This is a genomic window from Paraburkholderia sp. GAS199 (assembly GCF_050436585.1).
GTDB lineage: Bacteria > Pseudomonadota > Gammaproteobacteria > Burkholderiales > Burkholderiaceae > Paraburkholderia.
Window position 1 is genome coordinate 223,251 of sequence record NZ_JBNDMM010000004.1, and the last position, 25,024, is coordinate 248,274.

The following is a 25,024-nucleotide window of genomic DNA, read 5'->3' on the forward strand; positions in this document are numbered from 1 at the left end:
CATGATCGGGTGGCCGCGCCGGTGCGCGGTGCATATTATTGGTTGTCCACATTTATACCTGTTTGCCTGAAGAAAGAGTTTCCATATAATTCCCCTCGGATCGTCAAAAGTAGAATAATTTCCTATAGGGGTAGTGTGATGGGAATGGATATCATCGATCGTAAGCTGCTCGAACTGCTCCAGGCCGACGCCACCATGCCGATTGCCGAGTTGGCGCAGAAGGTCAATCTTTCGCAGACGCCTTGCTGGAAGCGGCTTCAGCGGCTGAAGGAAACCGGCGTGATCCGCTCGCAGGTGGCGCTGTGCGATGCGCGCAAGCTCGGCGTCGGCACGACAGTGTTCGTCGCGGTTCGCACTAATCAGCACACCGAGGAGTGGGCACAAAACTTCACGCGTGCCGTTCAGGACATCCCGGAAGTGGTGGAGGTCTACCGCATGAGCGGCGAGACCGACTATCTGCTGCGTGTGGTGGTCTCCGATATCGACGACTACGACCGCGTCTACAAGCTTCTGATTGCCGCCGTGCCGCTATACGATGTCAGTTCGAGTTTCGCGATGGAGCAGATCAAGTATTCGACGGCGCTGCCGGTGCGGCCTGCCGTGACGGGCGGAAGCCTCGTGTGACCGGCGCGCGGCGAGCCTCTGAATACCTGTCGGCTTGCCGTCTGTCGATTCCGGACGCCTTCGTTCGTCGTAGTGGTGAAGGCAGCCAATGCTCTTCGGGACACTCTTCGAAACACTTTTGGGAGAAAGCGAATGCGCGTCATGGTCATGGTCAAGGCAACCCCTGAATCGGAAGCGGGTCAGATGCCGAGCAAGGAACTCATCGAGGCGATGGGCCGGTTTAACGAAGAACTCGTCAAGGCGCGCATCATGCTCGGCGGCGACGGACTCAAACCGAGTTCGAAAGGCGTGCGCGTGCGGTTTTCCGGCAAGGACCGCACGGTGGTGGACGGTCCGTTCGCCGAAACCAAGGAACTGATCGCCGGTTACTGGATCTGGCAGGTACAGTCGATGGAAGAAGCGATCGAATGGGTGCGCCGTTGCCCCAATCCGATGATGAGCGACTCGGACATCGAGATTCGACCGTTCTTCGAAGCGGCGGATTTCGGCGAGGCTTTCACGCCCGAGTTGCAGGAAAACGAGGCGCGCCTGCGCCAACAGATCGAGCAGAACGAAGGGAAGGCGGGCGCTTGAGTCGGCAGCTAGAGTGGTGAGCATGACGGGCAAGCCGCGTGCAAGCCGCATGCAAGCTCCGCGGGCGTAGAATGCGGCCTTCTCCGATACCATTCGCCATTGCTTCGCGAACCGAGCCCGCCTCATGAACAAACCACCGCGCAAGAAGAATCCGACCTTCGGCATTGCCGTCTTCATCGTGGTTGCGGTACTGCTGGTGATCGCCACGCTCTTCTATAACGCGATCAAGGAAAAGCACGACTTCGATAGTCAGAACGCACAAGGCCCGTCGATTTCTTCGGACGCGGCGGCAGCAGCTACCGCCGCGAAGCCTGCCAGCGGCACGGCGCAGTAGCCGGCGCCTGGCGCTCGCATCAGATGCGAGCGCGGGCACGACGAAACGCCCGCAGAGCCGCTTCGCACAACACGGCAAACACACCGCATCGTGCGGATAGCGCAGTTCAAGACACTGCGCTATCCGCACGCGTCATTGATCCGGCAAGCGGATCACACTCGCATCCTTGCGAATCAGCGCCGACGCCGTCAGCATCTGCTTGCACTGGTGAGCGAGCAATTTCATATCGTTCACGGCATCTGCCGAGAAGTCCGGCGACTTCTCCGTTTCGACCACCATCGCATCCAGTTCGCGCGTCAGCATCCGGTTCTGTTCGTTCTGATCGGCCGGCGGCGGGTTGCCGGCTTCGGCTTCGGTGAGGTTGTCGCGGATCACGCTGAGCGCGCGTTGCAGCGGCTGTTGCGATACGCCTTCGCCGTTTTGCGCGGAGGTGCGCAGCAAGGGCGCGGCGGTGGTGATTTGCGAAGCGAGCACGTGGCTGCGTACCAGCAGCCCGTTCAACTCCGGCACGAACTTCTGCGCCGATTTCGGTTCGAGCATCATGCGCTGGAAGGCCTGACCGAGATTGGCAAACGCAACGTGAACGTTCTTGCGCGCGAGCCGGTAGCGATAGTCGCGGTCGAGCGCGGTGGCGGCGGCCGCCGCGGCGGGCGAGACGTTCGCGGCGGGTCTGGCGGTGGCGTTGCTGACCGTCGTGGTGCCCGCGACCGCGTCGCCGTTCGTCGCGGCCGCCACGCTGCCCACGGCGCCCACGGCGCTCGCGGGCCCGTTGGTCGCACCCGAGCCGCCATTCACCGCGGCCACCGCCGGTTTCGCGAAGTCGATCGCCGGGTCGGCCATGGCCGCGGCGGGCGCGAACGCGCCGGCTTCGGTTACCGTGGCCGCGACGGCCGCAGCGGGTTTGCCGCTCCACCACCAGCTTGCTTCCAGATACTGCCGCGTCGCACCGATCATGTTGTTGACGAGCTTGCCCATCAGCCGGTATTCCCAGTACGGGAAAAGATGGCTTGCCGCGATCGCGATCGCGCAACCCACCACGGTGTCGATGGCGCGCTCGCCGATGATGCGCATGCTGCCCGGCGCGAGCAGATGAAACATGAGCAGCACGTAAGAGGAGGTGAACACCACGCTCGCCGTGTAGTTGAACAGCAGCAGGCTATAGCTCATCACCATCGAGGCGAACATCACCACCAGCAGGATGTGCGGCTCTTTCACGAATATCATCAACGCGATACTCGCCGCGCAGCCGATCAGCGTGCCGACGATCCGTTGCCCGTTGCGCTGTTTGGTGAGCGAATAGCCGGGTTTCAGAATGATGACCGTGGTCATCACGATCCAGTAGGCGTTCGTGAGCGGCAGCAGGCGCCCGAGCCAGAAGCCGACCGCGACGGCGATGGTCACGCGCAACGCATGCCGGAAGCTCGGCGATGCCATGGTCAGGTTGGAGAAAATCTGTCCGAACGGCACGCGCCGGCTCGACACGAAACGCGTCAGCGCCTGGTCCAGACGCAATTCGGTTTCGGTGATGCGCGCGTCGCTCGAAAGACTCTTGCGCATCTTGTCGATCAGCCGCGTCGCGCTCCAGATGCGGCGGAACGTGGACGACACCGCCGCATACGCTTCCGGGTCCTTGCGCGGCAGATCGTGTTTGCGCATCACGTCGATCTCGAACTCGATCGCGCGCAGTTCGGCTTTCACGTTGACGCGCGTTCGCGGCGCCTGATTCTGCAGCACGGCGAGGCCGATCTCTTCCAGATCGGCGGCGGACTTGAGGATCAGGTCGCGATAGAACACCAGCAGATCGGAGCCGCCGAAGGTATTGCGCACCATCGGATAGTCCGTATGCGCGCCGACGAAAAGCTCGTGCAGGTCCACCGTATTGATGAACAGATTGAAGAGCATGGCGCGGCGCGGTTCGAGCCGGCCGCTCTTCAGTCTCGGCAGATTGCGCAGCACGATGTCGCGCGCGGCGTCCTGCCGCTCCACCGCGGCAATCTGCTTGTCGACGAGATTGCGGTAGCACTCGTCGAGATCGTTGTCGAGATCGTAGAAGGCGGCGCGCGCCAGCAGGTAATCGGCGCAGGCGAACACGCTCTCGGCCAGCGCCTGCTGTTCGATGCGATGCATCATCCAGCGGCTGACGAAGGTCGACCAGTAGGTGTACCAGAGCCCGCCCACCAGAATCCACGACGCATTGACGAGCGCCTGCATGGGCGTGAAATGCTCCTCCAGCGTCATGATCATCATGAACAGCGTGGCGAAGCTGATCTGCGGCCAGCGGTTGCCGTACACCACGATCAGGGATAACACGAAGGTAAGCGGCACGACCGTACACCACAAGGCCACCACGTTGACCGTGGCGAGACCGGTGGCGAGCGCGGAGAGGAAACCGATCACCGTGCACGCCAGCATCTCGTTGTGCTTGTACTTGAGCGGGCCGGGCATGTCGACCACGCAGGCGCCGAGCGCGCCGGTCGCGATCGTGAAGCCGAGCTCGCGATCGTGAAATACGATCAGGCATAGAACGGCCGGTAACGACACGCCGACTGCGATGCGCAGGCCGCCATAAAAGTACTGGCTATAGAGGAATTTTTTTATTTCAACCGAATAGCGCATCGACTGCCTGGATTCCATTCGCTGACAAAAACCGCGGTTGAAGGGACAGACTCAACTGCTGTCGAGTCTAACTGATTTCGAGTCTGATCTGACCTTGTCCGTTCGGCCAGGTTCTGGGGCGTGAGCGCCTTTGTTATGCTGTCGCTTCAATGTCTGTTGCTGCCGCGGCGTCCCGCATGCGGCGCACGCTTCTCCCGGATCCATGCTTCAGCTCTTCTATTCGAACCGCTACGAAACCCTTGTCGGCGCGTTGCTCGACGACCTGGCGCAAGCGCCGTCCGACCCGTGGACTGCGCAGCCCGTGATCGTGCCGAGCGCGGCTGTGCGGCGTCGACTCGAACTCGATATCGCCACGCGCCAGGGCATCTGCGCGAATGTCGGCTTCGGTTATCTCGCGCAGTGGCTGTGGGCGCAGATCGGCGGCGTGATCGAAGTGCCGAGGCACTCGCCGTTCGCGCCCGACCGGCTGGTGTGGCGTTGCTATCGCCTGCTCGCCGACCCCGACGAAAACCTGCCGTGGAATGCCTCGCCGCGTCTGCGTACCTATCTGGATGCAGCGGACGCCTCCATGCGCTACGAGCTCGCGCGCCGCGTGGCCACCGTGCTCGATCACTACCTGACGTATCGCCCCGAATGGCTGCTGCAATGGCAGAAGGGCGGCTCGATCTTCGCGGGCGGCGCGGCGAACGAAAGCGGGCCGCGTCTCGTCGGCGCCAGCGAATCGGCGCGCGAAGACGAGCGCTGGCAGGCCGCGCTGTGGCGCGCGGTGCTGGCCGAACTGGCCGGCTCGAATGAAGCGCAGGGCGGTGCGCAAACGTCGGCGGCCGCCTTGCCGCCGGCTTATCGTTTCCTCGACGAAATTCGCACGCTCGACCTCGACGCGATCGCCAGGGCCGACTGGCCCGAGGCGGTCAGCGTGTTCGCGCTGCCGACCATGCCGCCGCTGCACGTAGCGCTGCTGCGCGAACTGTCGCGCTGGGTCGACGTGCGTCTGTACGTCATGAACCCGTGCCGCGAGTTCTGGTTCGACGTGGTCAGCGAAGGCCGTGTCGAAACGCTCGACGCGGCCGGTCAGCTCGACTATCAGGAAGTCGGTCATCCGTTGCTCGCCGAGTGGGGGCGTCAGACCCAGGCGCAACTGCACATGCTGCACGAGTTGACCGAAAGCGCCGCCTCCGGCGAGACCGGCGACTTCACCGAAAACCCGGCGCCCAGCTGGCTCGCCGCCGTGCAGAACGGCATGCTCGACCTGCGCCCCGAAACCCTCGCCGACGATCCGCCGCTCGAGCAGGGCATCGAGGTGCACGTGTGCCACAGCCTGTCGCGGCAACTCGAGGTGCTGCACGACCGTCTGCTCGGCTGGTTCGACGAGTTCGACGACCTGCAGCCGTCCGACGTGCTGGTGGCCGTGTCCGATCTCGCCGCGGCGGGCCCGTTGATCGACGCGGTGTTCGGCACGGCGCCGCACGGCGACACCCGGCGCATTCCCTACCGGATCACCGGCTTGCCGCCGTCGCAGGCCAATCCGGTGGCGCGGCTCGTGCTCGACTGGCTGGCCTTGCCGGAGCGCAGCGTGGGGGCGCCGGAACTGATCGAGTGGTTGCGGGTGGACGCGGTGGCGACGCGCTACGGAATCGACGCGAGCGCGCTCGAAGCCGCGCAGGAGTGGCTCGCGGCAGCCGGCGCGCGGCGCGGCCTCGCGCCGGTCGAACCGCTCGGCGAACACGTGCCGGTGGCACGCCACACCTTTGCCGACGCGTTGACGCGTCTGTACCTCGGCTATGCGATGCCGGACGGCGGCGAACCCGTCGACGCGTGGCTGCCGGTCGAAGGCGCGGACGGCTCCGACGCCGAACTGCTCGGCCGCCTGTCGCGTTTCGTCGACGACATCGATGCGTTTGCCCAACGCTGCGCGGTCGACCGCACGCCGGCGCAGTGGACCCAGCTGCTGCTCGAAACGCTGGCGCAGTGCTTCGACGGCGGCGTCGAGTTTGCCGACTACCTCGCCGCCGTGCGCGACGCGATCGACCAGATGGGCGACGCGATGCGCGCCGGCGCGCAAGACGTCGCGTTGCCCGCCGCCGTGGTGCGCGGCGCGCTCACCGAAGCGCTCGACGACCCCGCGCGGGGCGGCGTGCCCTGGGGCAGCGTGACGTTCTCCTCGCTCACCAGCTTGCGCGGCTTGCCGTTTCGGGTGGTGTGTCTGCTCGGCATGGACGACGGCGTGCTGCCGAGTCTCGCCCGCGCCGACGAGTTCGACCTGATGGCAGCCTTCGGCAAAGCCGGCGACCGTCAACGCCGCGACGACGAACGCAACCTGTTCCTCGACCTGCTGCTGGCCGCGCGCGACCGTCTGCTGATCGCCTACACGGGCCGTAGCATTCGCGACAACGCGCCGCTGCCGCCGGCGGCGCTGGTCGACGAACTGCTCGACTATCTCGCGCAGATCTCGGCGCCGGAAGGCGCGAGTCCGGCCGACCTGGAAGCGGCGCGTCAGGCGTTTATCGTCGAGCATCCCTTGCAGGCTTTCGCGTCCGATTACTTCTCGTCGGAGCGCGGCCTTTTCACCTACGACATGGATCGCGCGGAACTGGCGAGTCTGCTGGCGGCGCCCCAGCATGCGGCGGCCGCGCCGTTTTTCGACCGGCCTTTACCCGCCGAAGACGCGGCACCTGTCGCGTTCGACGAATTCGTGCGCTTCTGGCGTCATCCGGCGCGAGCGTTATTGCGCGACCGGCTGGGCATCGTGCTCTCCGACGCGCAAGGCGAACTGCTCGATACCGAGCCGTTCGACCTCGATTACGCGGGGCGCGACGCGCTGGCCGAGCGCCTCCTGCCCGTGCTGCTCGACAACGAGTCCGACGAGGTCCTTTACGAACGCGTGCGCCGGGTCGCGGCCGCGAGTCCGGAGTTGCCGGGCGGCGCGACCGGCGCGGTGTGGCGCTCGCGCGAACTGGGCGCGCTACGTCAGCTCGCCGACAGCGTGCGCCGCGAGGTAGCGGGCGGAGTCAGGCGTCTGCCGTTCGTGCTCGACATCGCGCCGCGCTGGCCCGATCCGAGCGACATCGCCGGCACGCTGTTCGGTCCGCACGACGCCGCTTTGCGCGAGAACGCCCAAACGCCGCTGCAACTGCACGGCACCTTGAATCTGCTGACTGAAACGGGACAAGTGATCTTCCGCTACGCCAAACCTACCGCGCGCGATTATCTGTCCGCGTGGCTCGCGCATCTGGTGTATTGCGCGGCGCTGCCCGATGGCCCACGCCGCACGGTCTGGCATGGCAGCGGCGAGAGCTTCGAACTCACGCCGGTCGCCGCGCCGCTCGCCGAACTCGCGCCGCTGGCCGCGCTGTTCAGAGCGGGGCGCCGGATGCCGTTACGGTTTTTCCCGAAGAGCGCCTGGGTGAAGGTGAGCGAAAGCGACTCGGCCGCGCAAGGCGTCTGGATCAACGACCGCGTGCGCGGCGAGTCCGACGACCCTGCCTTGCGTATCGCATTGCGCGGCACACCGCTCACGCTCGACGAACCGTTCGGCAGTCTTGCCGCGATCGTCTTCAAACCGCTCACGCACCATCTGCGGAGCGTGTCATGAGCGGCGCCGTGTCGAATCACGCGCTGGTGGCCGAAGAACTCGATGTCTTCGCCTGTTCGCTCGACGGCGTCAACCAGATCGAAGCGTCGGCGGGGACGGGCAAGACCTGGAACATCTGCGCGCTGTACGTGCGTCTGTTGCTCGAAAAGAACCTGAACGCGGACCAGATTCTGGTCGTCACGTTCACGAAGGCGGCCACGGCCGAACTGCACGAGCGCATTCGCGGCCGTCTCGCGGAATTGCATCGCGCCATCGAAACCGGTGACGACGGTGGCGATCCCTTCATCCAGCGTCTGTTCGAAACCACGCTGGCACCGCAGCGCGGGATCGAGCGTGACGACGCGTTGAAGGTCGTCCGGCGCGCGCTGCGCACGTTCGACCAGGCCGCGATTCACACCATCCACGCCTTCTGTCAGCGTGCGCTGCAGGAAGCGCCGTTCGCCGCGGCCATGCCGTTTGCGTTCGAGATGGAAGCCGACGACGCCGCGCTGCGTTTCGAAATGGCCGCCGATTTCTGGCGCGAACAGGTCGAACCGGTCGCGCACGCGCATCCCGCATTCGCTGCCTGGCTGGTCGCGCGCCGCGCAGGTCCCGGCTCGCTCGACGAGCAACTCGCGCGGCGTCTGAAGAAGCCGCTGGCGTTGTTGCGCTGGGGCAGTGTCGCGGCGGCCGGCGCGGTGGATCCGCGTGCCGCGTTCGACGCCGCCTGCGAACTCTGGCACGCCGAACGCGACACGATCGTGCGTCTGCTCGGCGAGGCACAAGACAGGCTCAGCAAGACCTCGCACAAGCCCGAACTCGTGAGCGCGGCGATTGCCGCGTGGGCCGACTATTTCGCGCAGGGCGACTGTCACGCGCCGCCGCCGCGTGCGGCGTTGAAGCTGACGGCGTCGGCATTGAAGAAAGCCACCAAGGTCAAGTTCGAACCGCCCGAGCATGCCTTCTTCGCGCACGCCGAAGACCTGGCCGCTGCGGTGGTCGCGGCGGAGGCCGCGCAACGCACGCGCTGGCTCGAACTCGTGCAAGGCTGGCTCGACTATGCGCCGGGCGAACTGGTCGCGCGCAAGCGCACGCGGCGCGTCGTCTCGTTCGACGACCTGCTGTCCAACCTCTACCGTGCGCTCGAAGCGCACCCCTGGCTCGCGGATGCCTTGCGCACGCGTTATCCCGCCGCGCTGATCGACGAGTTTCAGGACACCGACCCGCTACAGTTCGCGATCTTCAGCCGCATTTTTGCGCCGGCCGGACCGCTGTTTCTGGTGGGTGATCCGAAGCAGGCGATCTACAGCTTTCGCGCCGCCGACCTGCATACCTATCTGGCCGCGCGCGCGGCTGCTTCGGCGTGCTACACGCTGGCGGTCAACCAGCGTTCGACGGCGCCGATCGTCGAGGCCTGCAACCGCCTCTTCGAAGCGAATGCCCAGGCTTTCGTGCTCGACGGTCTCGACTATCAGCCGGTACGCGCAGGCGAGCGGCGCAGACCGCCGCTCGTCGATCCCGCTGCGGCCGAGGGCGACTTCCGCATCTGGACCTTGCCGCAAGGCGAAGCCGCGCTGACCAAACGCGACGCGCAGCGCGCGGCGAGCGAAGCGTGCGCGGCGGAAATCGTGCGGCTCTTGCGCGGCGCGCGCGAAGGCTCGGTGACGATCGGCGACGTGCCGCTCGCGCCGGGCAACATCGCCGTGCTCGTGCAGACCCACAAGCAGGGCAGTCTGATCAAACGCGTGCTGGCGGCGTGGGGCGTGGGCAGCGTCGAACTCGCGCAGGCCTCCGTATTCGCCACGCTCGACGCCGAACAGATCGAGCGCGTGCTGGCCGCCGTCGATACGCCAGGCGATCTGCGCCGCTTGCGCGCGGCACTCGCCACGGATTGGCTCGGCATGGACGCCGCCGCGCTCTGGCGTCTGGAGCAGGTAGCCGACGCACCCGCGCCGGCCGACGATCCCGCTCATGCCGCCGACGCGATGGGCTGGGTCGAGCGTTTTTCCCGCTATCGCACGCTGTGGCATGAACGCGGTTTCGCGGTGATGTGGCGCACGCTCATGCGTGAGTTGCGCGTCGCCCAGCGGCTGGTGGCCGGGCAGGATGGCGAGCGGCGTCTCACCAACGTGAATCATCTGGCCGAACTTGTGCAGGCGCGCGCGGCCACGCAACCGGGCATCGCGCCCACCTTGCGCTGGCTCGCCGCGCAACGTGCGCAAGGCGGTGGCGAAGACGCGCAACTGCGTCTCGAATCCGACCGCAATCTCGTGCAGATCGTGACCGTCCACAAGTCGAAGGGTCTCGAATATGCCGTGGTGTTTTGCCCGTTCCTGAACGATGGCGCGCTGCGCGATCCGCCGTCTTCCGGTCTGCCCGACGCGCGCGAGTATCACGACGAGAGCGGCGACGCGGTGCTGCATTACGGCTGCAACGACGAAGAAGCGGAGCGCGCGTCGCTGTACGCCACGCGCGAACAGGCAGCGGAGCGCGCGCGGCTTGTCTACGTGGCGCTCACGCGGGCCGTGTATCGCTGCTATCTGGTGGCGGGCACGTATCTGTCGTCGCGCTCCACCAAAGAGTCGCGGCGCAGCGTGCTGAACTGGCTGGTCGGCGGCAACGGTCATCGGTTCGACAACTGGCTGACCGACCCGCCCGACGAAGCGGCCCTTGCGGCCAGCTGGCAGGCGCTCGGCGGTGGACCGGTCGCGTTGCAGCCGTTGCCGCGCGTCGAGCGTCGCGTGCCGCTGGAGAGCTTGCAGGATAGCGGCGCGCGGATGCAGGCGCGCACAAGCCGCCGTTCCTTGCGCGACCAGTGGCGCATGGCGAGCTTCAGCGGTTTGATCGCGGCCGGCAGCAAGGCCGAGGAAGCGCCCGCGCCGGTCGAAGAGGTGCGTCCGGATCACGACGAGATCGCCGACGTGACGGCACACGCGCCGTTGTCCACTGTCCAGGCCGTACCTTATGCCGCGGACGACATCCTCGGCTTTCCGCGCGGCGCGGCGGCGGGGGATTGCCTGCACCGCATGTTCGAACTCGCGGATTTCACGCGGCCCGATAGCTGGCCCAAGGCAATCGAAGGCGCCTTGCGCGAACGTCCCGCGCCGGCCGCGCCCGAGCTTGCCGCGCGCTTGCCGGCCATGATGCACAACCTGATCGCGGACGTGGTCGGCACCGAATTGCAGCCCGGCATGGCGCTTGCCAATCTGGATCCGCGCCGGCGTCTGAACGAAATGGAGTTCCTGTTCGCGGCGCCTTCGCTCGATTTTCCCGGCTTGCGCGAGTTGCTGATCGAGCACGGCTATCCGGACGTCGCACTCGAACCCGGCGTGCTGCGCGGCTTCGTCAAAGGATTCATCGACATGATCGTCGAACACGACGGCCGCTTCTGGATCGTCGACTGGAAGTCGAACCATCTGGGCGACACGGCCGGGCACTATGCCGCCGCGCCGCTCGAAGCGGCGATGGCGAGTCATGCGTATCACCTGCAAGCTTTGCTTTACACGGTTGCCTTGCATCGTTATCTGAAAACCCGCGTGCGCGATTACGACTACGACACGCACATCGGCGGCTATCTGTATCTGTTCGTGCGTGGCGTGCGTCCGTCGTGGCACGACGCCGACGGACCCGCAGGCGTGCATCGACGGCGGCCCGCGTTCGAACTCGTCGCGCTGCTGGATGCGGCGATGATCGGGGGTGTCGCATGAGCACGCTGGATCAGACTCCGAACCTGCCGCCCGAACTCGACGACATCGAAGTGAACGCGCCCGCGCCGGCCGACTTCGGCACGGCGCTCGCGGAAGGTTTCGCGCGGCGCATCGGCGTGCTGGCGCAGCGCGGTGGCGCGTCTCCCGAAGCGGTCGAATGGGCCACGCGCGCAGCGTTTGCCGCCAGCCGCGCGACCGCCGAAGGACACGTGTGCGTGCCGCTTCGTATGCTGGCGCGGCGCTTCGAGGCGTCGAGCGGCGCAGTGCGCGCAGCACTCTTCGCGAGCGGCCTCGCGAGCGACGGCACCGAAAGCGCGGCGGCGTTGCGCCCGCTCGTCGTCGACGCGCAGGGCCGCCTTTATCTCGCGCGTTACTACGATTACGAACGACGCCTCGCGCGCTCGCTGGTCGCGCATGCGGGCGGTGAGTCTTCAACGGAAATTCGCGAGCAATCGGACGCGTCGCCGCGTCTGCTGCACGAGCGTCTGTTGCGCTATTTCGGTCCGCTTCGCGACGACGAGGTCGACTGGCAGCGCGTCGCCGCGGTGATGGCGCTCTCGGGGCGGCTCACCATCGTCAGCGGCGGTCCGGGTACGGGCAAGACGACGACCGTGGTCGGCGTGCTGGCCTGTCTGCTCGATGCGCACGCCGATCTGCGGATCGCGCTTGCCGCGCCCACCGGCAAGGCGGCGCAGCGCATGCAGGAAGCCTTGCTGGCACGCGCAGGCGATCTGCCGCCCGCACTCGCCGCGCGTCTGCCGCAAACGTCGTACACCTTGCACCGGCTGCTGGGTTCGGGGCCGGGCGGGCGCTTCCGGCATCATCGCGACAATCCGCTGCCGTACGACGTCGTGGTGATCGACGAGGCTTCGATGATCGACGTCGCGATGGCCGCGCATCTGCTCGACGCCATCGCGCCGCAGACGCGTCTCGTGATGCTGGGCGATAAGGACCAGCTGGCCGCGGTCGAAGCCGGAGCCGTGTTCGCCGAACTCAGCGCGCGGCCGAGCTTCACGCAGGACGGCTTGCGGCACATTGCCGACGCGCTTCGCATCGATCTGCCGAAGCTTGCCGGGGCGCTGCCGTCGGTGTCGACGCCGGCTTCGTCGCCCGCTTCGTCGCCAATTGAGCGGGATAGCCATTCCGTCGACGCGTCGTCTCACAGCGCGGCGCCACCCGACGATCTGTTCGCGCAGCTTGCGCCTGTCGAGGACGAGCTTTTCCCGAGCGCCTCCGGGCCTGCCTGGAATTCGCCGCCGCAAGCATCGCAGCCCATGGCCGGCCAGACGCCGCTCGCCGATTGCGTGGTCTGGCTGGAGCGCAATTACCGCTTCGGTCTGGAGTCGCCCATCGGCCGGCTCTCGCTGGCGATCCGCAACGGGTCCGCGCAGGCGGCGCTGGAGGTCCTGCATATCAATCCCACCGAAGATCCCGCCGAGCCTTGGGCGGCGGCGCTCCACGAAGATACGCATGTCACGCTCGCCGAGCGCACGGTCGCGCGTCTTGCGGCCGGCTTTGCGCCCTACGCGGAAGCGCTTCGCGACGTGCTGGCGTCGGACACGCCCGATCCGTTGCGTCTGTTCGACGCGTTGAACCGTTTCCGTATTTTGTGCGCGACGCGCTCCGGGCAACGCGGCGTCGATCAGGTGAATGCCGTGATGTCGGCCCAGGTGCGACGCGCGGCGGGTGTCACGCTCGCGGTCGGCGCGCAGTGGTTCGCCGGGCGCCCCGTCATGGTGACGCGCAACGATTACGCCCTCGGTCTTTTCAACGGCGATATCGGCATTGCGCTGCCCGGCGCGGGCGGCGCGCTGCGCGTGTATTTCCGCACCGGTGACGGCGGTCTGCGGGCGGTGTCGCCGGCGGCACTACCGCCGCACGACACGGCGTTCGCGCTGACGGTCCACAAGTCGCAAGGCTCCGAGTTCGAGCATGCCGTGCTGATGCTGCCGTCGGTATTCAGCCGGGTGTTGTCGCGTGAACTCGTTTATACGGCGATCACGCGGGCGCGCGAAAGGGTCGAGGTGATCGGCACGCGCGCCGTGCTGGCGCAGGCCATCGCCACGCCGACTCAACGCGACTCGGGACTGGCGGCGCGAATCGCGGAGGAGTGGGGTCAGGCAGTGTGATGTTATGTGTGAGCGCGAGCGGCTCAGCCCGATTCAGTGCGAACCGTCGCGTTCGGATCGAGGCCGGGTGCGCCGTTCGCCTGACCCAGCGTTATCCGCTCGCGGCCGCATCCGTTTGCACGCGCGCTTCGACGCGGCCGCGCATGGTCTTGCGATACCACAGCGTCCATAGCGTCAACGCGCCGTAAATGCCGTAGCCGATGAACGGCGAGATCACGAGAAAGCGCTCGATCGGCCACGTGAGCGCCATCCATGCGCGCAGCGCGGTTTCGCCGGTGAGTCCGACGCCCCAGACCAGCGTCATCAGACGCATGGCGCTGACGAGCGCCGGGCGTTCCTGCCAGAGCTTCTCGAAGCGCGCCGCGCCGCCTTCCATTTCGCGGGCAACGGTGGCGCGCGCGAGGTAAAAGATCAGCGGACGGCGCATCGGCAGTGACAGAAGAAACACCACGCCAACTGCGCCGGACACCAGCGATTCTCGCAGCAGCAACATGCGCGGACTGCCGCCCACCGCCATGGCCGCGACCGATAGCACGATGCCGGCAATCACCATGATGCTGAGCGCGTCGACGCGGCGAAAGCGCGCCAGTTCGATCAGGCTCCAGACGATCGGCGGAACCGCCGAGGCAATCAGCGCGCCCGTCTCGCCCAGGTGAGGCAGCGTGAAACGGTAGGCGAGCCAGGGGAGCAAAAAGTTGACGGCCAGTTCGAGCACGAAGCCTGGACGCAGTTTCATAGGACTATACGGATCGGGCGAAAATCGCAGTATCGGCGAGCCGGCCGCACCCTGGCAACGAGTTTCGTGTTCGCTCGCGCGGCCGATAGCCGATAATCGGCGAAGTCTTCATTTGCTATCCATTGAGTAATCAACCCGTCCGTCATGACCTCTCGCTATCCGATCCCGCCGAACGAAATCGAACTGACTGCAGTGCGCGCGCAGGGAGCGGGCGGTCAGAACGTCAACAAAGTGTCGAGCGCGATTCACCTGCGCTTCGACGTGCAGGCATCGTCACTGCCTGAAGTGTTGAAGATGCGGCTGCTCGCGCTGTCGGATCATCGGCTCACGCGCGACGGCGTGGTGATCATCAAGGCGCAGGAACATCGCACGCAGGAAATGAATCGCGCCGCGGCGCTGGCCAGGCTCGACGAGCTGATCGAGAGCGTCAGCGTGACGCGCAAACCGCGCGTGGCGACGCGGCCTACGCGCGCGTCCAATATGCGTCGGCTCGACGGCAAGGCCAAACGGAGCGAAATCAAATCCGGACGCGGACGGGTGGACGACTGAGCATCTTGCGAAATCTGGATCGCGCTCGCGTTTCGACGTGTCGCGGTCATGTGTTTCGCCGCAGGCTCGAGCGCCATTCAACACGCGCATGACCGCGGCTAGTTCACCACTGCCTGACCGCCGATCAGCTGCGTTTCGCGCCCCGGCCCGCGTGCCGTTTGTCGACTGCCGAAGCAGCCGGCATGAAGTCGACGCACAGCACGTGCGTGCCGTTGTGGTCGAAGGCGATGGCGGCCGTGTAGCAGTCCTGGCCGTCGGCGAGCGAGTAATGCGGTCCCATCATCGCGACGCGTCCCGGCGCGGCCAGCGCGTGCTTGAAGTAAGCGCGCCGCGACCAGTTGCTGTGCGAGTTGGTATAAAGCGGCGCGAGTCGCAAGGGCGGCGGCGGCACGGATGCGGCCGTGACCGATGGCTGCGTTTGCTCACCCTGGCCGTCGGTGATGAATACGCGGCGCGCTTCAGGAAGATGCCAGACTTTCTGCGCGGCCTGGCGCAAGTCGCCGGTCGCCTTGTAGGCATCGACGGCGGCAAGTACGGCTTCGGCGAAACCCTCAAATCCGAGGCGCTGGTGACGCGCATGCGCACGTTCGTAGTTCGCGAACTTGCTCCAGATCGATTCGATCATGGCGGGCACTTTGGCACAGGCTTCCTTGACCGAACCCTTGGGTTGACCGAGCCAGAAACCCTGCACGAAATCCACGTCCGCCTGCATCAGGATCATCAGTTCTTCGTCGGTTTCGACGCCTTCGGCCAGCACCAGCGTGCCCGACTGATGCAGCATCGCGATCAGATGGCCGATCAGGGACTCGTCGCCCTCGCGTCGACCCGCGCGCGCCACCAGCGAGCGGTCGAGCTTGACGATATCGGGGCGAAAGCGCCACACGCGATCGAAGTTGGAGAAGCCGGTGCCGAAGTCGTCGATCGCGATCAGGAAGTCGCGCGGCTGTGACGCCGACAGCATGCTGGCGACGGCGGATTCATCGTCGGCAGGCTGCTCGAGCACTTCGATCACGATGCGCTCCTGCGGCAGACCGAAGTGCGCGGACAGTTCATCGATGAACGCACGTTGCGGCCAGCCGGTTTCGAACACTTGCGGACGGGTATTCAGAAACAGCCAGCCGGTGCTGATGCCTTGCTCCATGAAGTTCGCCACGTGCAGGCAACGCGCAATGCGATCGAGTTCGCGTGCGTCGGCGGCGGAGCGCGTGCCCGAGAACAGCACCTCGGGCGAGACCGGCAGGCCGACCGGATCGAACGCGCGCAGCAAGCCCTCGTAGCCGACCACGCTCTGGTGCGTCACCGACAACACCGGTTGAAAGACGCTATGCAAAGTCAGCGCGCGCCACGTCGCCGTCCAGCCGGTTTCATCCCGGACCAGATGCGGTAGCAGACCGCTCAGGGTCATTTCGCTGACGGTTGGCATATAGGCGGGAAAGAGGGCGGACATAGTGGCATCACGGCAAACGGGTGATGGGATGCGCGGACAGCTTTTGCGCGCAATGGATGCATAGCCCAGGCGTCGATGGGATGAGTCGGACGAAGCCCGAAAATGAGCCCGAAAACGCGGAGAGCGATGCCAGCCATGCTGAACTCCGACGGTATAGTCAAAACGAGTCTAGCAGTTCGTTTGGCGCATGAATGTGCGGGTTATCACAGACGCCGGCAATGCTCGAACTCAGGTGAGAAGGTCCGCGAAACGCTGTTGAAACGGGGCGTCGCGCGGCTCGCGGCGAATCGGGTGCGAGGGCATCGTGCGCGCTCGCAGAGGGTGTCGCCGACTCAATCGATCGCTTGTATCAAGCCGAGCGTAACAGGGTCGCCGGTGACCACCCGCCAAACTCCAGGCGTCGCCGGTGCTCAGACGTTTTGCCCAAACCCGGTGCCTGCCACGAGGCGTAACGCTCGTCTGCAGGTTCGAAGCGCTGCGGGTATGCTGCTGCTTTTCATGAAACGGAGGTTGGGTATGGCGGAAGTCGCGGTGGTGGCAATCGCGGTGGCAAAGCCGGGATTCGAAGAACAGTTGCGCGAAGCGGCCGAAGGTATCGTCGGGCCGACGCGCAAGGAGCAGGGCGCGCTTCAGTACGATCTGCATCGCGACTTGCAGGAGCCGCGCCGCTTTGTGTTCGTCGAGCGTTGGGAGAGTCAGGAGGCGCTGGCGGCGCACGCTAAGTCGGCGCACATTCAGGCCTACGTGCAGGCCATCGCCGATTGGGTCGAACACTCGGAAATTCGTGTTCTGTCGAAGATTCTTTGAGCGACGCGAAGAAACCGATACGTCGTGAAACGGCGTTGCCCGGCTGCGACTGACGAGCAGGCCGGGCAATGTGAACGATGCGCTGAACGATACAGCCTTCGCCTAGTGCGTGGCTTGCGGGACGTCGAGGATCAGGATGATGGTCCAGTCGGCGTCGCCGTCATGGTGATACTGACGTTCCGCCACGATGAACGGTTGCTGCTTGCCATCGGGGCCGAGAAACAGCACGTCGCCTTCCATCGGCAGGCACTCGACAGGCGGCAGCGCGAGGAACGCTTCCTGACCGCCACGCGGCATCAGTTTTTCGATTTTGCGGGACGCTGCTTCGGTCCATTCGATATCAAGCTGGATGTTGCTCATGCTGTCCTCCGCACCTGGGTGCGCACGGGTTAGGGGAGTCGGCCGGTGGCCGGTTGGTGCGGGACTTTAGCATACCGCCGCAGGCGCGCCGCGGGTCTGGCGCCGTCGCTCCGGCCCGCTCGCACGCATCGATCGATTAGACAACAAAAAAGCCGAAACCGGCTGAGCCGGCTTCGGCTTTTCACCTTTGCGGCAGTGCCAGCAGGTGAGTCTTGCGATGGGTCGATTCAGACAACTCGACTCAGGAGCCGGCGTCGGCCTTCGGCATCTTCTTGTGATGCGGAGCACCCTTGTGATGTTTCATCGGGGCAGCCGGCGCGCTTTGCATGGCTTGTTGACGGTTTTGCAAATCTTGCGCGCGCTGTTCGACGTCGGCGGCCTTGGCCGGATCGGTGCTCATCATGACGCCGTTGTCCTGCGCATAAGCCGCGCCCGTTACGGCACTGAGGGAAACCAGGATCGCCAGGGACACTTTCTTCATTGTTACCTCCGCAGAGTGGTGATGGACCCGAGGAATTGCCTGTCCATAAGGAAAGACAATGCATTCTAGCCAGCAATATCCGCTCCAGCGGATGTTCTGTAACCGATATGACAATTAGTTACATCTGGTTACGCGGAGTGACGATTGAGTGACGTTTGCATGATGCTTTGCAGCATTTGAATTGGCTTTAACTGCATGACGGTCAGCCGATGCCGTGACTATCCATTCGCATCGCTAATCAAATCGATTCGACCAGCAAGGCGATTAGAACCAGCCGATCGCGCGATAGACGTGAAACTGCGCAATGCCGATCAACTCATGCAAAGCGATTTCCGCATTCACGAGATTTTCAAACTTGGGGAGTAAGCCGAGGTGAGCGCGTCTCGCACTCGAAATCAGCGGCTGCGGCGCAAGGCCGAAACGCTTGAAGTCGAGCAGCGCGCGCGGCATCTGATAGGCGGACGTGACGAGAATCAGCGAGTCGTAATTCGATTGTTCGACGATTGCCGTGACATTGCGGGCGTTTTCATAGGTCGTGCGGCTGCGGTTTTCGAGCACGATGTCCGCGCGCGGCACCTGCCGGCGCAGAAGATAGGGCAGATAGGTGTCGGCTTCGGTCACGCGGCGCCCCAGCGGGTCGCCGCCGCTCACGATCACCTCGCAGGTCGCCGAGGTGCGCTTGCAGGCGGCATAGCTGTCCGCGCTCGTCACGATCCGTTCGAACACGTCGCGCGGCGGCGCCAGTTCGTGTTCGGCGTTATAGATCAGACCGCCGCCCAGCATGATGATGGCCGTGCGCGGCGCGAATTTCGCAGGCGCGTCGGTTTGCCGGTGCGGCTGCGCGAGTTCGAGCAGCGGCGCCGTCAGCCAGCCGGCGGCAATCGACCAGAAGAAAACCGCGGTGCACAGCAGCAAAGGGAGCCGGGCGCCTTTCCATAGCATGATTGCTGCAAAAAAAAGCGCTAATAAAGTGAATAGAATCAATTTAGATGGGGTAACGTATGTCTTTCGGGACAAATCCATGGGCTTGCTATCGCGCCGCAGCGGTTGCATCGTCGGCTCGTGGACAGAACGCTACCATGCGTTCAGACGGGGGTCCTGAAAACGAGACCAGGCAGCACCGGACAGAAACGGGCCGCGCCACCAGCGCGGTCGGTTCCCAGCCACGGGCGGGTGCCATGCGCGTCACTGGTGGCGCGGTGACGTGTTGGGCATAGATGTGTCATAGCTGCACTTTAAGAAAGAAGTGAGATGACCACGTATTCCAACGAAGCGGTACTTGAAGCGCTGCGGCGGGCGCAATATCGCCAGGTCCCATGGGCAAGACGGCCGGGTGTATTCCAATATCTTCGCTCGCTCGGGCTCATGGACACAGTTCGGCAGCGCACGGTCGCGCCGGCTCCGGGTTTTCACGCACCTGTCGACATCGCCGTTCTCACCGATCGCGGCAGAGCAGAGTTCGAACGGCTCGCTCACGACGAACGGTCGATCAGCTGGACAGCGCAGCGCATGAACGACTACGTGCTCGGCTCGGCCGAGATACGGTCGCCGGCTGTGCTCGAAGCGCGGCCGTAGTCTCACCGCATAGCGGCGAGGCCTCGGCGGATGGTCGGCTGACGATCCGCCTGCAGAGCGACGGTTGATTGCCGGCTGAACCGGCTGATAACCCGTCGACCGCTGCCAGCGTCCGGCCGCATTTTTGCGGCTGGATGCCCATCCATTGCGTGCCGCCATGTGCGCGGCGCGATTCACTTCCGGTTACAACCTCGTCGCGCATGCGTGTTCGCGAACGCGTTGGCGTGCGCGCGCCAAAAACGTGAGCGTGCAAAAAACGCAGCCAAAAAAAAGCCCGTATCGCGAGGATACGGGCGTACCGGAATTACTACTGCCACGCTGTGCTAATGGCGTTGAATCAGACTTGCTGCGAAGCCGGTGGTTCCCCGTGCGCGCAACTTCTCGACAAGCGCAGGCGGATCAAATCGTGGTCCAAACGCTCAAGACCCCTAACGACGCACGCTTAACGACGTCGCCCCGGATCACCACGCGGCACATCGGGCCGCGCGCGCACGTTGCTCGCGATATCGCCGCGCAAGTCGCCGCGCGGCGTGGGCGGTGTGAAGTCGCGGCCACGCGCTTCGCTTTGCTGCCAGGCCTGGACGCTAGCCGTACGATCCGGACGCCAGTTCCAGCCCTGTGGACGCTGCTGAGCAAGCGTCGGTGCGGCCATCGATGAAACGACAATGCCGCACAGAAGCAGTGACATTGGTTTCATGCTGAGCTCCCGTCAAGCCCATCGACTCAAGGCCTGTTTGCATATCTCTACGGTAAGCCGAGCCGCGAAAGCACGCTGTAAGTAATAGTAAATGGATGTTTCATCCGCCACGCGGCGAGCGCGTGCGCACTCGTGTCGCGCGGGCTGAGGCGCGCGCGACCTAGGTGATTTCGGGACGAAAGTCGGAGGGGACAGCGGTATTGGGCGCGCCGGGGTGCGGTGCCCAAACTGGTGCGATATGCGTCCCGAGACGGTGCGCAGTGTCCCGGCGCCAAGACGCGTGGCCGGGTAGATGCCGGGCGCCAGCAGGCGCCCGGAGGCAATGCAAATTCGCGTCAGGCCATCTTGACCGGCGCGCGCCACGATTCCGGATTGGTCCAGAATGCGCCGCGCAGGCGGTCACGGCTCGGCGGTGCCGGCGGTTTGGCGGCGGTCGCGCCAATGCGTCCGCGCAGCGAAATTTCGCGGCCGCTCGTGCCGAGTCGCTTAACTATTTCGGCGAGCGTACCATCCGCTTGCCACTCGTCGAAACGACGGCGGCAAGTCGGCGGCGACGGATAGCGGCCCGGCAGCTTGGACCAGCCTTCACCCGTCGACAGTACCCAGAGCACGGCGTTGACGACCGCGCGCGCTTCCACACGTGGTCGACCACGACGTTCGCTCCGTGCTGGCTCCGCACAGAACAACGCCTCGACCAGCGCCCACTCGTTGTCTCTCAAATCGTCGAACAGCATCATGTTTCACCTCAGCGAAGCTAACTCCGGTGCGCTGCCCCGCGCCGCGCACTCTCCATGCACTCGATAGGCGAGTGCCAAGGGGGTCGGGCTTGTCATGGTCCTGATTGCAGTCAGAAATCATGGCGCCGACCCTGTGTGCTTCTTAATGCAGGATGTATGCCAGGTTAGGTCCAACTGCCTGAAAGCCCCGTGACAGCGGGCCAGCGCAGGCGCTAGCTAGGGGCGTATAAGAATCCAAAAAACCCATCTCGCAAATCGGGACAATCACCAATCTTGTGCAATCAAGCCCGTCCACCGTGCGTTTGCGCCTTCTTGCTGCATTGCAGCGAGACTGGCGAATTCGCATTTCGGCGACACTTTCGCCCTACAATGCGCATCAACTGATGCTATTGATGAGGTGGGTAAATGAATGTGACGCTGCGTCAGCTAAGGGTTTTCATCGAGGTGGCCCGTTTGCAGAGCTTCAGCCGGGCCGGCGATGAAATCGGCCTGACGCAATCGGCGGTGAGCCGCTGCGTGCGCGAACTGGAAGGCGAGATCGGGCTCAAGCTGATCGACCGCACCACGCGCGAAGTGCAACTGACCGACGTGGGCGGCAACCTGGTGTCGAGCGTCTCGCGGCTCCTCACCGATCTGGACGACGCCCTGCGCGAGATTCGCGAAATCGGCGAGCAACGGCGCGGCCGCGTGGTGGTGGCCGCCAGCCCGACGGTCGCCTGCCGCTTGATGCCGGGCATCGTGGCGGCTTGCGGACGTGACTTCCCCTACATCACGCTCGGTCTGCGTGACGACGTGCAAAGCGACGTGGTTCGCAAGGTCAAGTCGGGCGAAGTCGATTTCGGGGTCATCATCGGCCCGTTTTCCGCCGACGACCTGCTCAGCGAAGCGCTGATGACGGATTCCTTCTGCATCGTGATGCGCGACGACCATCCGCTCGCCAGCCGGGATCAGGTCAGGTGGACCAATCTCGACGGCCAGCAGCTCGTGATGCTCGATTACGCGTCCGGCAGCCGGCCCATCATCGACGCCGTCATGCTCGAGCATGGCGTGAGTGCCACCGTGGTGCAGGAGCTGGGGCATTCCGCGACCGTGTTCGGGCTGGTCGAGGCGGGTGTCGGCGTCAGCGTATTGCCGTGGCTGGCCTTGCCCTTGCCGGCGGGCGCCTCGCTGGTCGCGCGGCCGCTCGTGCCGCGCGCCGAGCGTACGGTCGAACTGGTGCGCCGGCGCGATCGCTCGTTGTCGCCCGCGGCCGAGGCGGTGTGGGGACTGATCCGTCAGCTGCCGGCACGGGCTGAGGACCTGAACTGAGTCGTGCCGGGCCCGGTTCGGCGCGGTGACGGAAGCCGCCGCGCTACACTGTCGGCCCACCCGACTGTCAATTTTCACCCGCTACTGAATGGAAGCCTCGATGAGCGAATCGGAACTGTCTGTGCCTGCCGTCCCCAATGCGCGCGATGCCGTGCGTGCGCTGCGTCCTTCGCTGATTCGTGAAGTCGCCAACGCCGGCTTCGGCGTCGACGACGTGTTGCCGTTCTGGTTCGGCGAGTCGGACCGGGTCACGCCGGCGTTCATTCGCGACGCGGCAAGCGCGGCCCTGAGTGCCGGCGCGACCTTCTATACGCATAACCTGGGCATCGCGCCGTTGCGGGCCGCGTTGGCGAGCTATGTGAGCGAGTTGCACGGGTCGACATCGCCGGACCAGATCGCCGTGACGAGCGCTGGTGTCAACGCGTTGATGCTGGCCGCGCAACTGGTGGTGGGCGCGGGCGACCGCGTGGTTGCCGTGACGCCCTTGTGGCCGAACCTCGTCGAAATTCCCAAGATTCTGGGCGCGCACGTCGAGACGGTGGCGCTGGGTTATGGCGAGCACGGCTGGCAACTCGATCTGGACCAGTTGCTGGCGGCGCTCACGCCCGACACCACGATGCTGATGATCAACTCGCCCAACAATCCGACCGGCTGGGTGATGAGCCGCGACGAGCAGCGCGCGGTGCTGGCGCATTGCCGCCGTCATGGCATCTGGATCGTCGCCGACGAAGTCTACGAGCGTCTCTATTACGAAGACGGCGACGGTCCCGCACGCACCGCGCCGTCGTTTCTCGACCTGGCTGCGCGCGACGAGCGGGTCATCTGCGTGAATTCGTTCTCGAAAGCGTGGCTCATGACCGGCTGGCGCCTCGGCTGGATCGTCGCGCCGACGGCGCTGATGGACGACCTCAGCAAGCTGGTCGAGTACAACACTTCGTGTGCGCCGGCCTTCGTGCAGCAGGCGGGCATCGCGGCGGTCGAGCAGGGCGAAGCGTTCACGCGGGATCTGGTGCGGGACCTGAAGGCGTCGCGCGATCACCTCGTCAAGGCACTGGCGAGCGTGCCGGGCATCGACGTCAAGGCGCCGCCCGGCGCCATGTACCTCTTTTTCTCGATGCCGGGCGCAACGCGCAGCCTCGAACTGTGCAAGGCGATGGTGCGCGAAGTGGGCCTGGGCGTCGCGCCGGGCAGCGCGTTCGGTCCGCAGGGCGAGGGCTTCGTGCGCTGGTGTTATGCCTGCGACACCGCGCGTCTCGACGCGGGCGTCGAGCGTCTGAAGCGTTTTCTGGCGCTGCATGGCAAGTGACGGCGTGATGCGGCGGGCGGCCCCGGTTCGGGTCGGCCACCGGGCCGCGAAGCGCGTCGAAGCCGGCGCGTCGCGGCCCGTGCAGGAAAATGCGCCGGGGATTTCGCCTTTACGCACTGATTGTTTTTGCGTAATATGGCGCTCAGTCACGCGATTCCTGTCAGGAATTTCGCTGCTCCGTCCGGCTGGGTTTGGCTCGATTGCCTGTTTCGCCTCCCCCCGGTGCGTGCTCCCATCAATATGACCGATCAGAATCGGGCGAGCGCGTCTTCAGTTCCACATCGTCTGTTTGATCCGGTTCTTTGACCCTAACTCATAAGGTCGACCTGGCTGCATGAATACCCAAGAGGCGAAGATCGTCCTCGAGACTGCCTTGATCTGCGCGCAGGAGCCGTTAAAGCTCGTCGAGTTGCGCAAGCTCTTTGCCGACGGCGTGTCGGCAGACACTGTTCGGACTTTGCTCGAAGATCTCAAGCGGGATTGGTCTGGGCGCGGTGTGGAGCTGGTCGGGCTGGCGTCGGGCTGGCGATTTCAAAGCAAGCCCGCGATGCGTTCGTATCTGGACCGTTTGCATCCCGAGAAACCGCCGAAATATTCGCGCGCGGTGCTCGAGACGCTTGCGATCATTGCGTACCGGCAGCCGGTCACGCGCGGCGATATTGAAGAGATTCGCGGTGTCACCGTGAATACGCAGGTCGTCAAGCAGCTCGAAGACCGCGGCTGGATCGAGGTAATCGGTCATCGCGACGTACCGGGCCGTCCGGCCTTGTATGCAACGACGCGGCAGTTTCTCGACGACCTCGGTCTGACGGCGCTCGACGAGTTGCCGCCGCTGGCGGACCCGTCGGCCCAGTTGAACGCCGACCTGCTGGGCCAGCACGCGATCGAGTTTTCCGATCTCGAAACGGCGGCAGACACCGCAAGCGTCGCGATTGAAGCGCTCGCGTCGACGGAAACCGGTGCGGCGTTGTCAGGCGAAACCGCGGAAGCGGGAGACCAGATTGCTGGAAGCCACGTCGAAGACGACGCGGTAGCAGGAACAGAAATAGCTGAAGTGCATGAAACTTCGGCAGGCAGTTCGCAGGACATCGGGAACGCCGAACACGGCGAAGCATCCGGGGCTCATGAAACTGGCGACGACGCGCATTGCGTGGCCGCTGGTCAAACCGGGTCGCCATCCGTTGACGAAGGCGCACCTCACGGTTCGAGCGCTGAATCAGCGCATGACGAATCCGAGGCCGGTGCCGCCGAACCCGCACTGAATCACGATCCGGTCTCCCAGGCCGATCCGGCAATACCCGCGCACGACTCGGGCGCACTCCGCGATACGGAGCGCGCCGCCGAGCCGAACCCGACCACGGCGGCGCACGGCGATCATGACGATCGCCGCGATGCCGCACAGGACGCAGGCGTTCTGACCGACGACGAACCTGAGTCGCGCAGCGCCTGACGTAACCGAACTTTTTT

19 protein-coding genes and 1 pseudogene are annotated in these 25,024 nt (G+C 65.0%); 12 read left to right on the forward strand and 8 right to left on the reverse strand.

Annotated elements, in window-relative coordinates; genetic code table 11:
* Window positions 1-138: 138 nt before the first annotated feature.
* The 3 genes from P3T18_RS17920 to P3T18_RS17930 all read left to right on the forward strand — a co-directional run bounded on the left by P3T18_RS17920 (window position 139) and on the right by P3T18_RS17930 (window position 1,531).
* Window positions 139-624, forward strand: a complete 486-nt coding sequence (locus P3T18_RS17920; RefSeq protein WP_429301303.1) for an Lrp/AsnC family transcriptional regulator — start codon at window positions 139-141, stop codon at window positions 622-624.
* 132 nt (window positions 625-756) lie between these two features.
* Window positions 757-1,197, forward strand: a complete 441-nt coding sequence (locus P3T18_RS17925) for a YciI family protein (protein WP_429301304.1) — start codon at window positions 757-759, stop codon at window positions 1,195-1,197.
* 124 nt (window positions 1,198-1,321) lie between these two features.
* Window positions 1,322-1,531 (forward strand): hypothetical protein, encoded by a 210-nt coding sequence (locus P3T18_RS17930; protein ID WP_429301305.1) that lies wholly within the window; start codon window positions 1,322-1,324, stop codon window positions 1,529-1,531.
* A 132-nt stretch (window positions 1,532-1,663) separates the two neighbouring features.
* Here the strand turns inward: P3T18_RS17930 and P3T18_RS17935 are convergent, their stop codons facing one another.
* Window positions 1,664-4,147, reverse strand: coding sequence for an FUSC family protein (locus tag P3T18_RS17935; RefSeq protein WP_429301306.1), 2,484 nt, complete (start codon window positions 4,145-4,147; stop codon window positions 1,664-1,666).
* A gap of 202 nt (window positions 4,148-4,349) precedes the next feature.
* Between P3T18_RS17935 and recC the strand changes: the two genes are divergently transcribed.
* Genes recC through P3T18_RS17950 form a run of 3 tightly spaced genes read left to right on the forward strand, consistent with a single transcriptional unit; the run spans window position 4,350 to window position 13,554 of the window.
* Window positions 4,350-7,739 carry an exodeoxyribonuclease V subunit gamma gene (gene recC, locus P3T18_RS17940; RefSeq protein ID WP_429301307.1) on the forward strand — a complete coding sequence of 1,130 codons (3,390 nt, stop codon included), beginning with the start codon at window positions 4,350-4,352 and terminating at the stop codon, window positions 7,737-7,739.
* Window positions 7,736-11,425: an exodeoxyribonuclease V subunit beta gene (gene recB, locus P3T18_RS17945; RefSeq protein WP_429301308.1), complete on the forward strand. Its 3,690-nt coding sequence runs from the start codon at window positions 7,736-7,738 to the stop codon at window positions 11,423-11,425. Before recC ends, recB begins: the two co-directional genes overlap by 4 nt.
* On the forward strand, window positions 11,422-13,554 hold the full coding sequence (locus tag P3T18_RS17950; protein ID WP_429301309.1) for an AAA family ATPase: 2,133 nt from the start codon (window positions 11,422-11,424) through the stop codon (window positions 13,552-13,554). Before recB ends, P3T18_RS17950 begins: the two co-directional genes overlap by 4 nt.
* A gap of 91 nt (window positions 13,555-13,645) precedes the next feature.
* Here P3T18_RS17950 and P3T18_RS17955 read toward each other — a convergent pair whose 3' ends face one another.
* A complete protein-coding gene (locus tag P3T18_RS17955) occupies window positions 13,646-14,290 on the reverse strand; it encodes a VC0807 family protein (protein WP_429301310.1) in 645 nt (214 codons plus the stop codon).
* A gap of 144 nt (window positions 14,291-14,434) precedes the next feature.
* Here P3T18_RS17955 and arfB point away from each other — a divergent pair, with 144 nt between their 5' ends.
* On the forward strand, window positions 14,435-14,839 hold the full coding sequence (arfB, locus tag P3T18_RS17960; RefSeq protein WP_429301311.1) for an alternative ribosome rescue aminoacyl-tRNA hydrolase ArfB: 405 nt from the start codon (window positions 14,435-14,437) through the stop codon (window positions 14,837-14,839).
* Between the two features lie 124 nt (window positions 14,840-14,963).
* On the opposite strand, the gene P3T18_RS17965 is transcribed toward arfB, so the two are convergent.
* A complete protein-coding gene (locus P3T18_RS17965; RefSeq protein ID WP_429301591.1) occupies window positions 14,964-16,262 on the reverse strand; it encodes an EAL domain-containing protein in 1,299 nt (432 codons plus the stop codon).
* Window positions 16,263-16,802: 540 nt separating this feature from the next.
* Between P3T18_RS17965 and P3T18_RS17970 the strand changes: the two genes are divergently transcribed.
* The gene (locus P3T18_RS17970; RefSeq protein WP_429301312.1) at window positions 16,803-17,093 is read left to right on the forward strand and encodes a putative quinol monooxygenase; all 291 of its coding nucleotides are present in this window, start codon (window positions 16,803-16,805) and stop codon (window positions 17,091-17,093) included.
* A gap of 102 nt (window positions 17,094-17,195) precedes the next feature.
* Here P3T18_RS17970 and P3T18_RS17975 read toward each other — a convergent pair whose 3' ends face one another.
* From P3T18_RS17975 to P3T18_RS17985, 3 genes are all read right to left on the reverse strand, one after another.
* Entirely contained in the window at window positions 17,196-17,453 is a 258-nt protein-coding gene (locus P3T18_RS17975) for a hypothetical protein (RefSeq protein ID WP_007182306.1), read from the reverse strand.
* 241 nt (window positions 17,454-17,694) lie between these two features.
* On the reverse strand, window positions 17,695-17,934 hold the full coding sequence (locus P3T18_RS17980) for a hypothetical protein (protein WP_429301313.1): 240 nt from the start codon (window positions 17,932-17,934) through the stop codon (window positions 17,695-17,697).
* Between the two features lie 264 nt (window positions 17,935-18,198).
* Window positions 18,199-18,918, reverse strand: coding sequence for a YdcF family protein (locus P3T18_RS17985; protein ID WP_429301314.1), 720 nt, complete (start codon window positions 18,916-18,918; stop codon window positions 18,199-18,201).
* 267 nt (window positions 18,919-19,185) lie between these two features.
* Between P3T18_RS17985 and P3T18_RS17990 the strand changes: the two genes are divergently transcribed.
* Complete coding sequence (locus P3T18_RS17990) at window positions 19,186-19,509, forward strand: hypothetical protein (RefSeq protein WP_429301315.1); 324 nt, start codon at window positions 19,186-19,188, stop codon at window positions 19,507-19,509.
* A gap of 442 nt (window positions 19,510-19,951) precedes the next feature.
* Here P3T18_RS17990 and P3T18_RS17995 read toward each other — a convergent pair whose 3' ends face one another.
* On the reverse strand, window positions 19,952-20,206 hold the full coding sequence (locus P3T18_RS17995) for a hypothetical protein (RefSeq protein WP_429301316.1): 255 nt from the start codon (window positions 20,204-20,206) through the stop codon (window positions 19,952-19,954).
* A gap of 338 nt (window positions 20,207-20,544) precedes the next feature.
* A pseudogene (locus P3T18_RS18000) lies at window positions 20,545-20,940 on the reverse strand (transposase); the annotation flags it as partial.
* Between the two features lie 408 nt (window positions 20,941-21,348).
* Between P3T18_RS18000 and P3T18_RS18005 the strand changes: the two are divergent.
* From P3T18_RS18005 to scpB, 3 genes are all read left to right on the forward strand, one after another.
* On the forward strand, window positions 21,349-22,251 hold the full coding sequence (locus P3T18_RS18005) for a LysR substrate-binding domain-containing protein (RefSeq protein WP_429301317.1): 903 nt from the start codon (window positions 21,349-21,351) through the stop codon (window positions 22,249-22,251).
* 100 nt (window positions 22,252-22,351) lie between these two features.
* Window positions 22,352-23,557, forward strand: a complete 1,206-nt coding sequence (locus P3T18_RS18010; protein WP_429301318.1) for a pyridoxal phosphate-dependent aminotransferase — start codon at window positions 22,352-22,354, stop codon at window positions 23,555-23,557.
* 334 nt (window positions 23,558-23,891) lie between these two features.
* Entirely contained in the window at window positions 23,892-25,007 is a 1,116-nt protein-coding gene (gene scpB, locus P3T18_RS18015) for an SMC-Scp complex subunit ScpB (RefSeq protein ID WP_429301319.1), read from the forward strand.
* Window positions 25,008-25,024 lie beyond the last annotated feature (17 nt).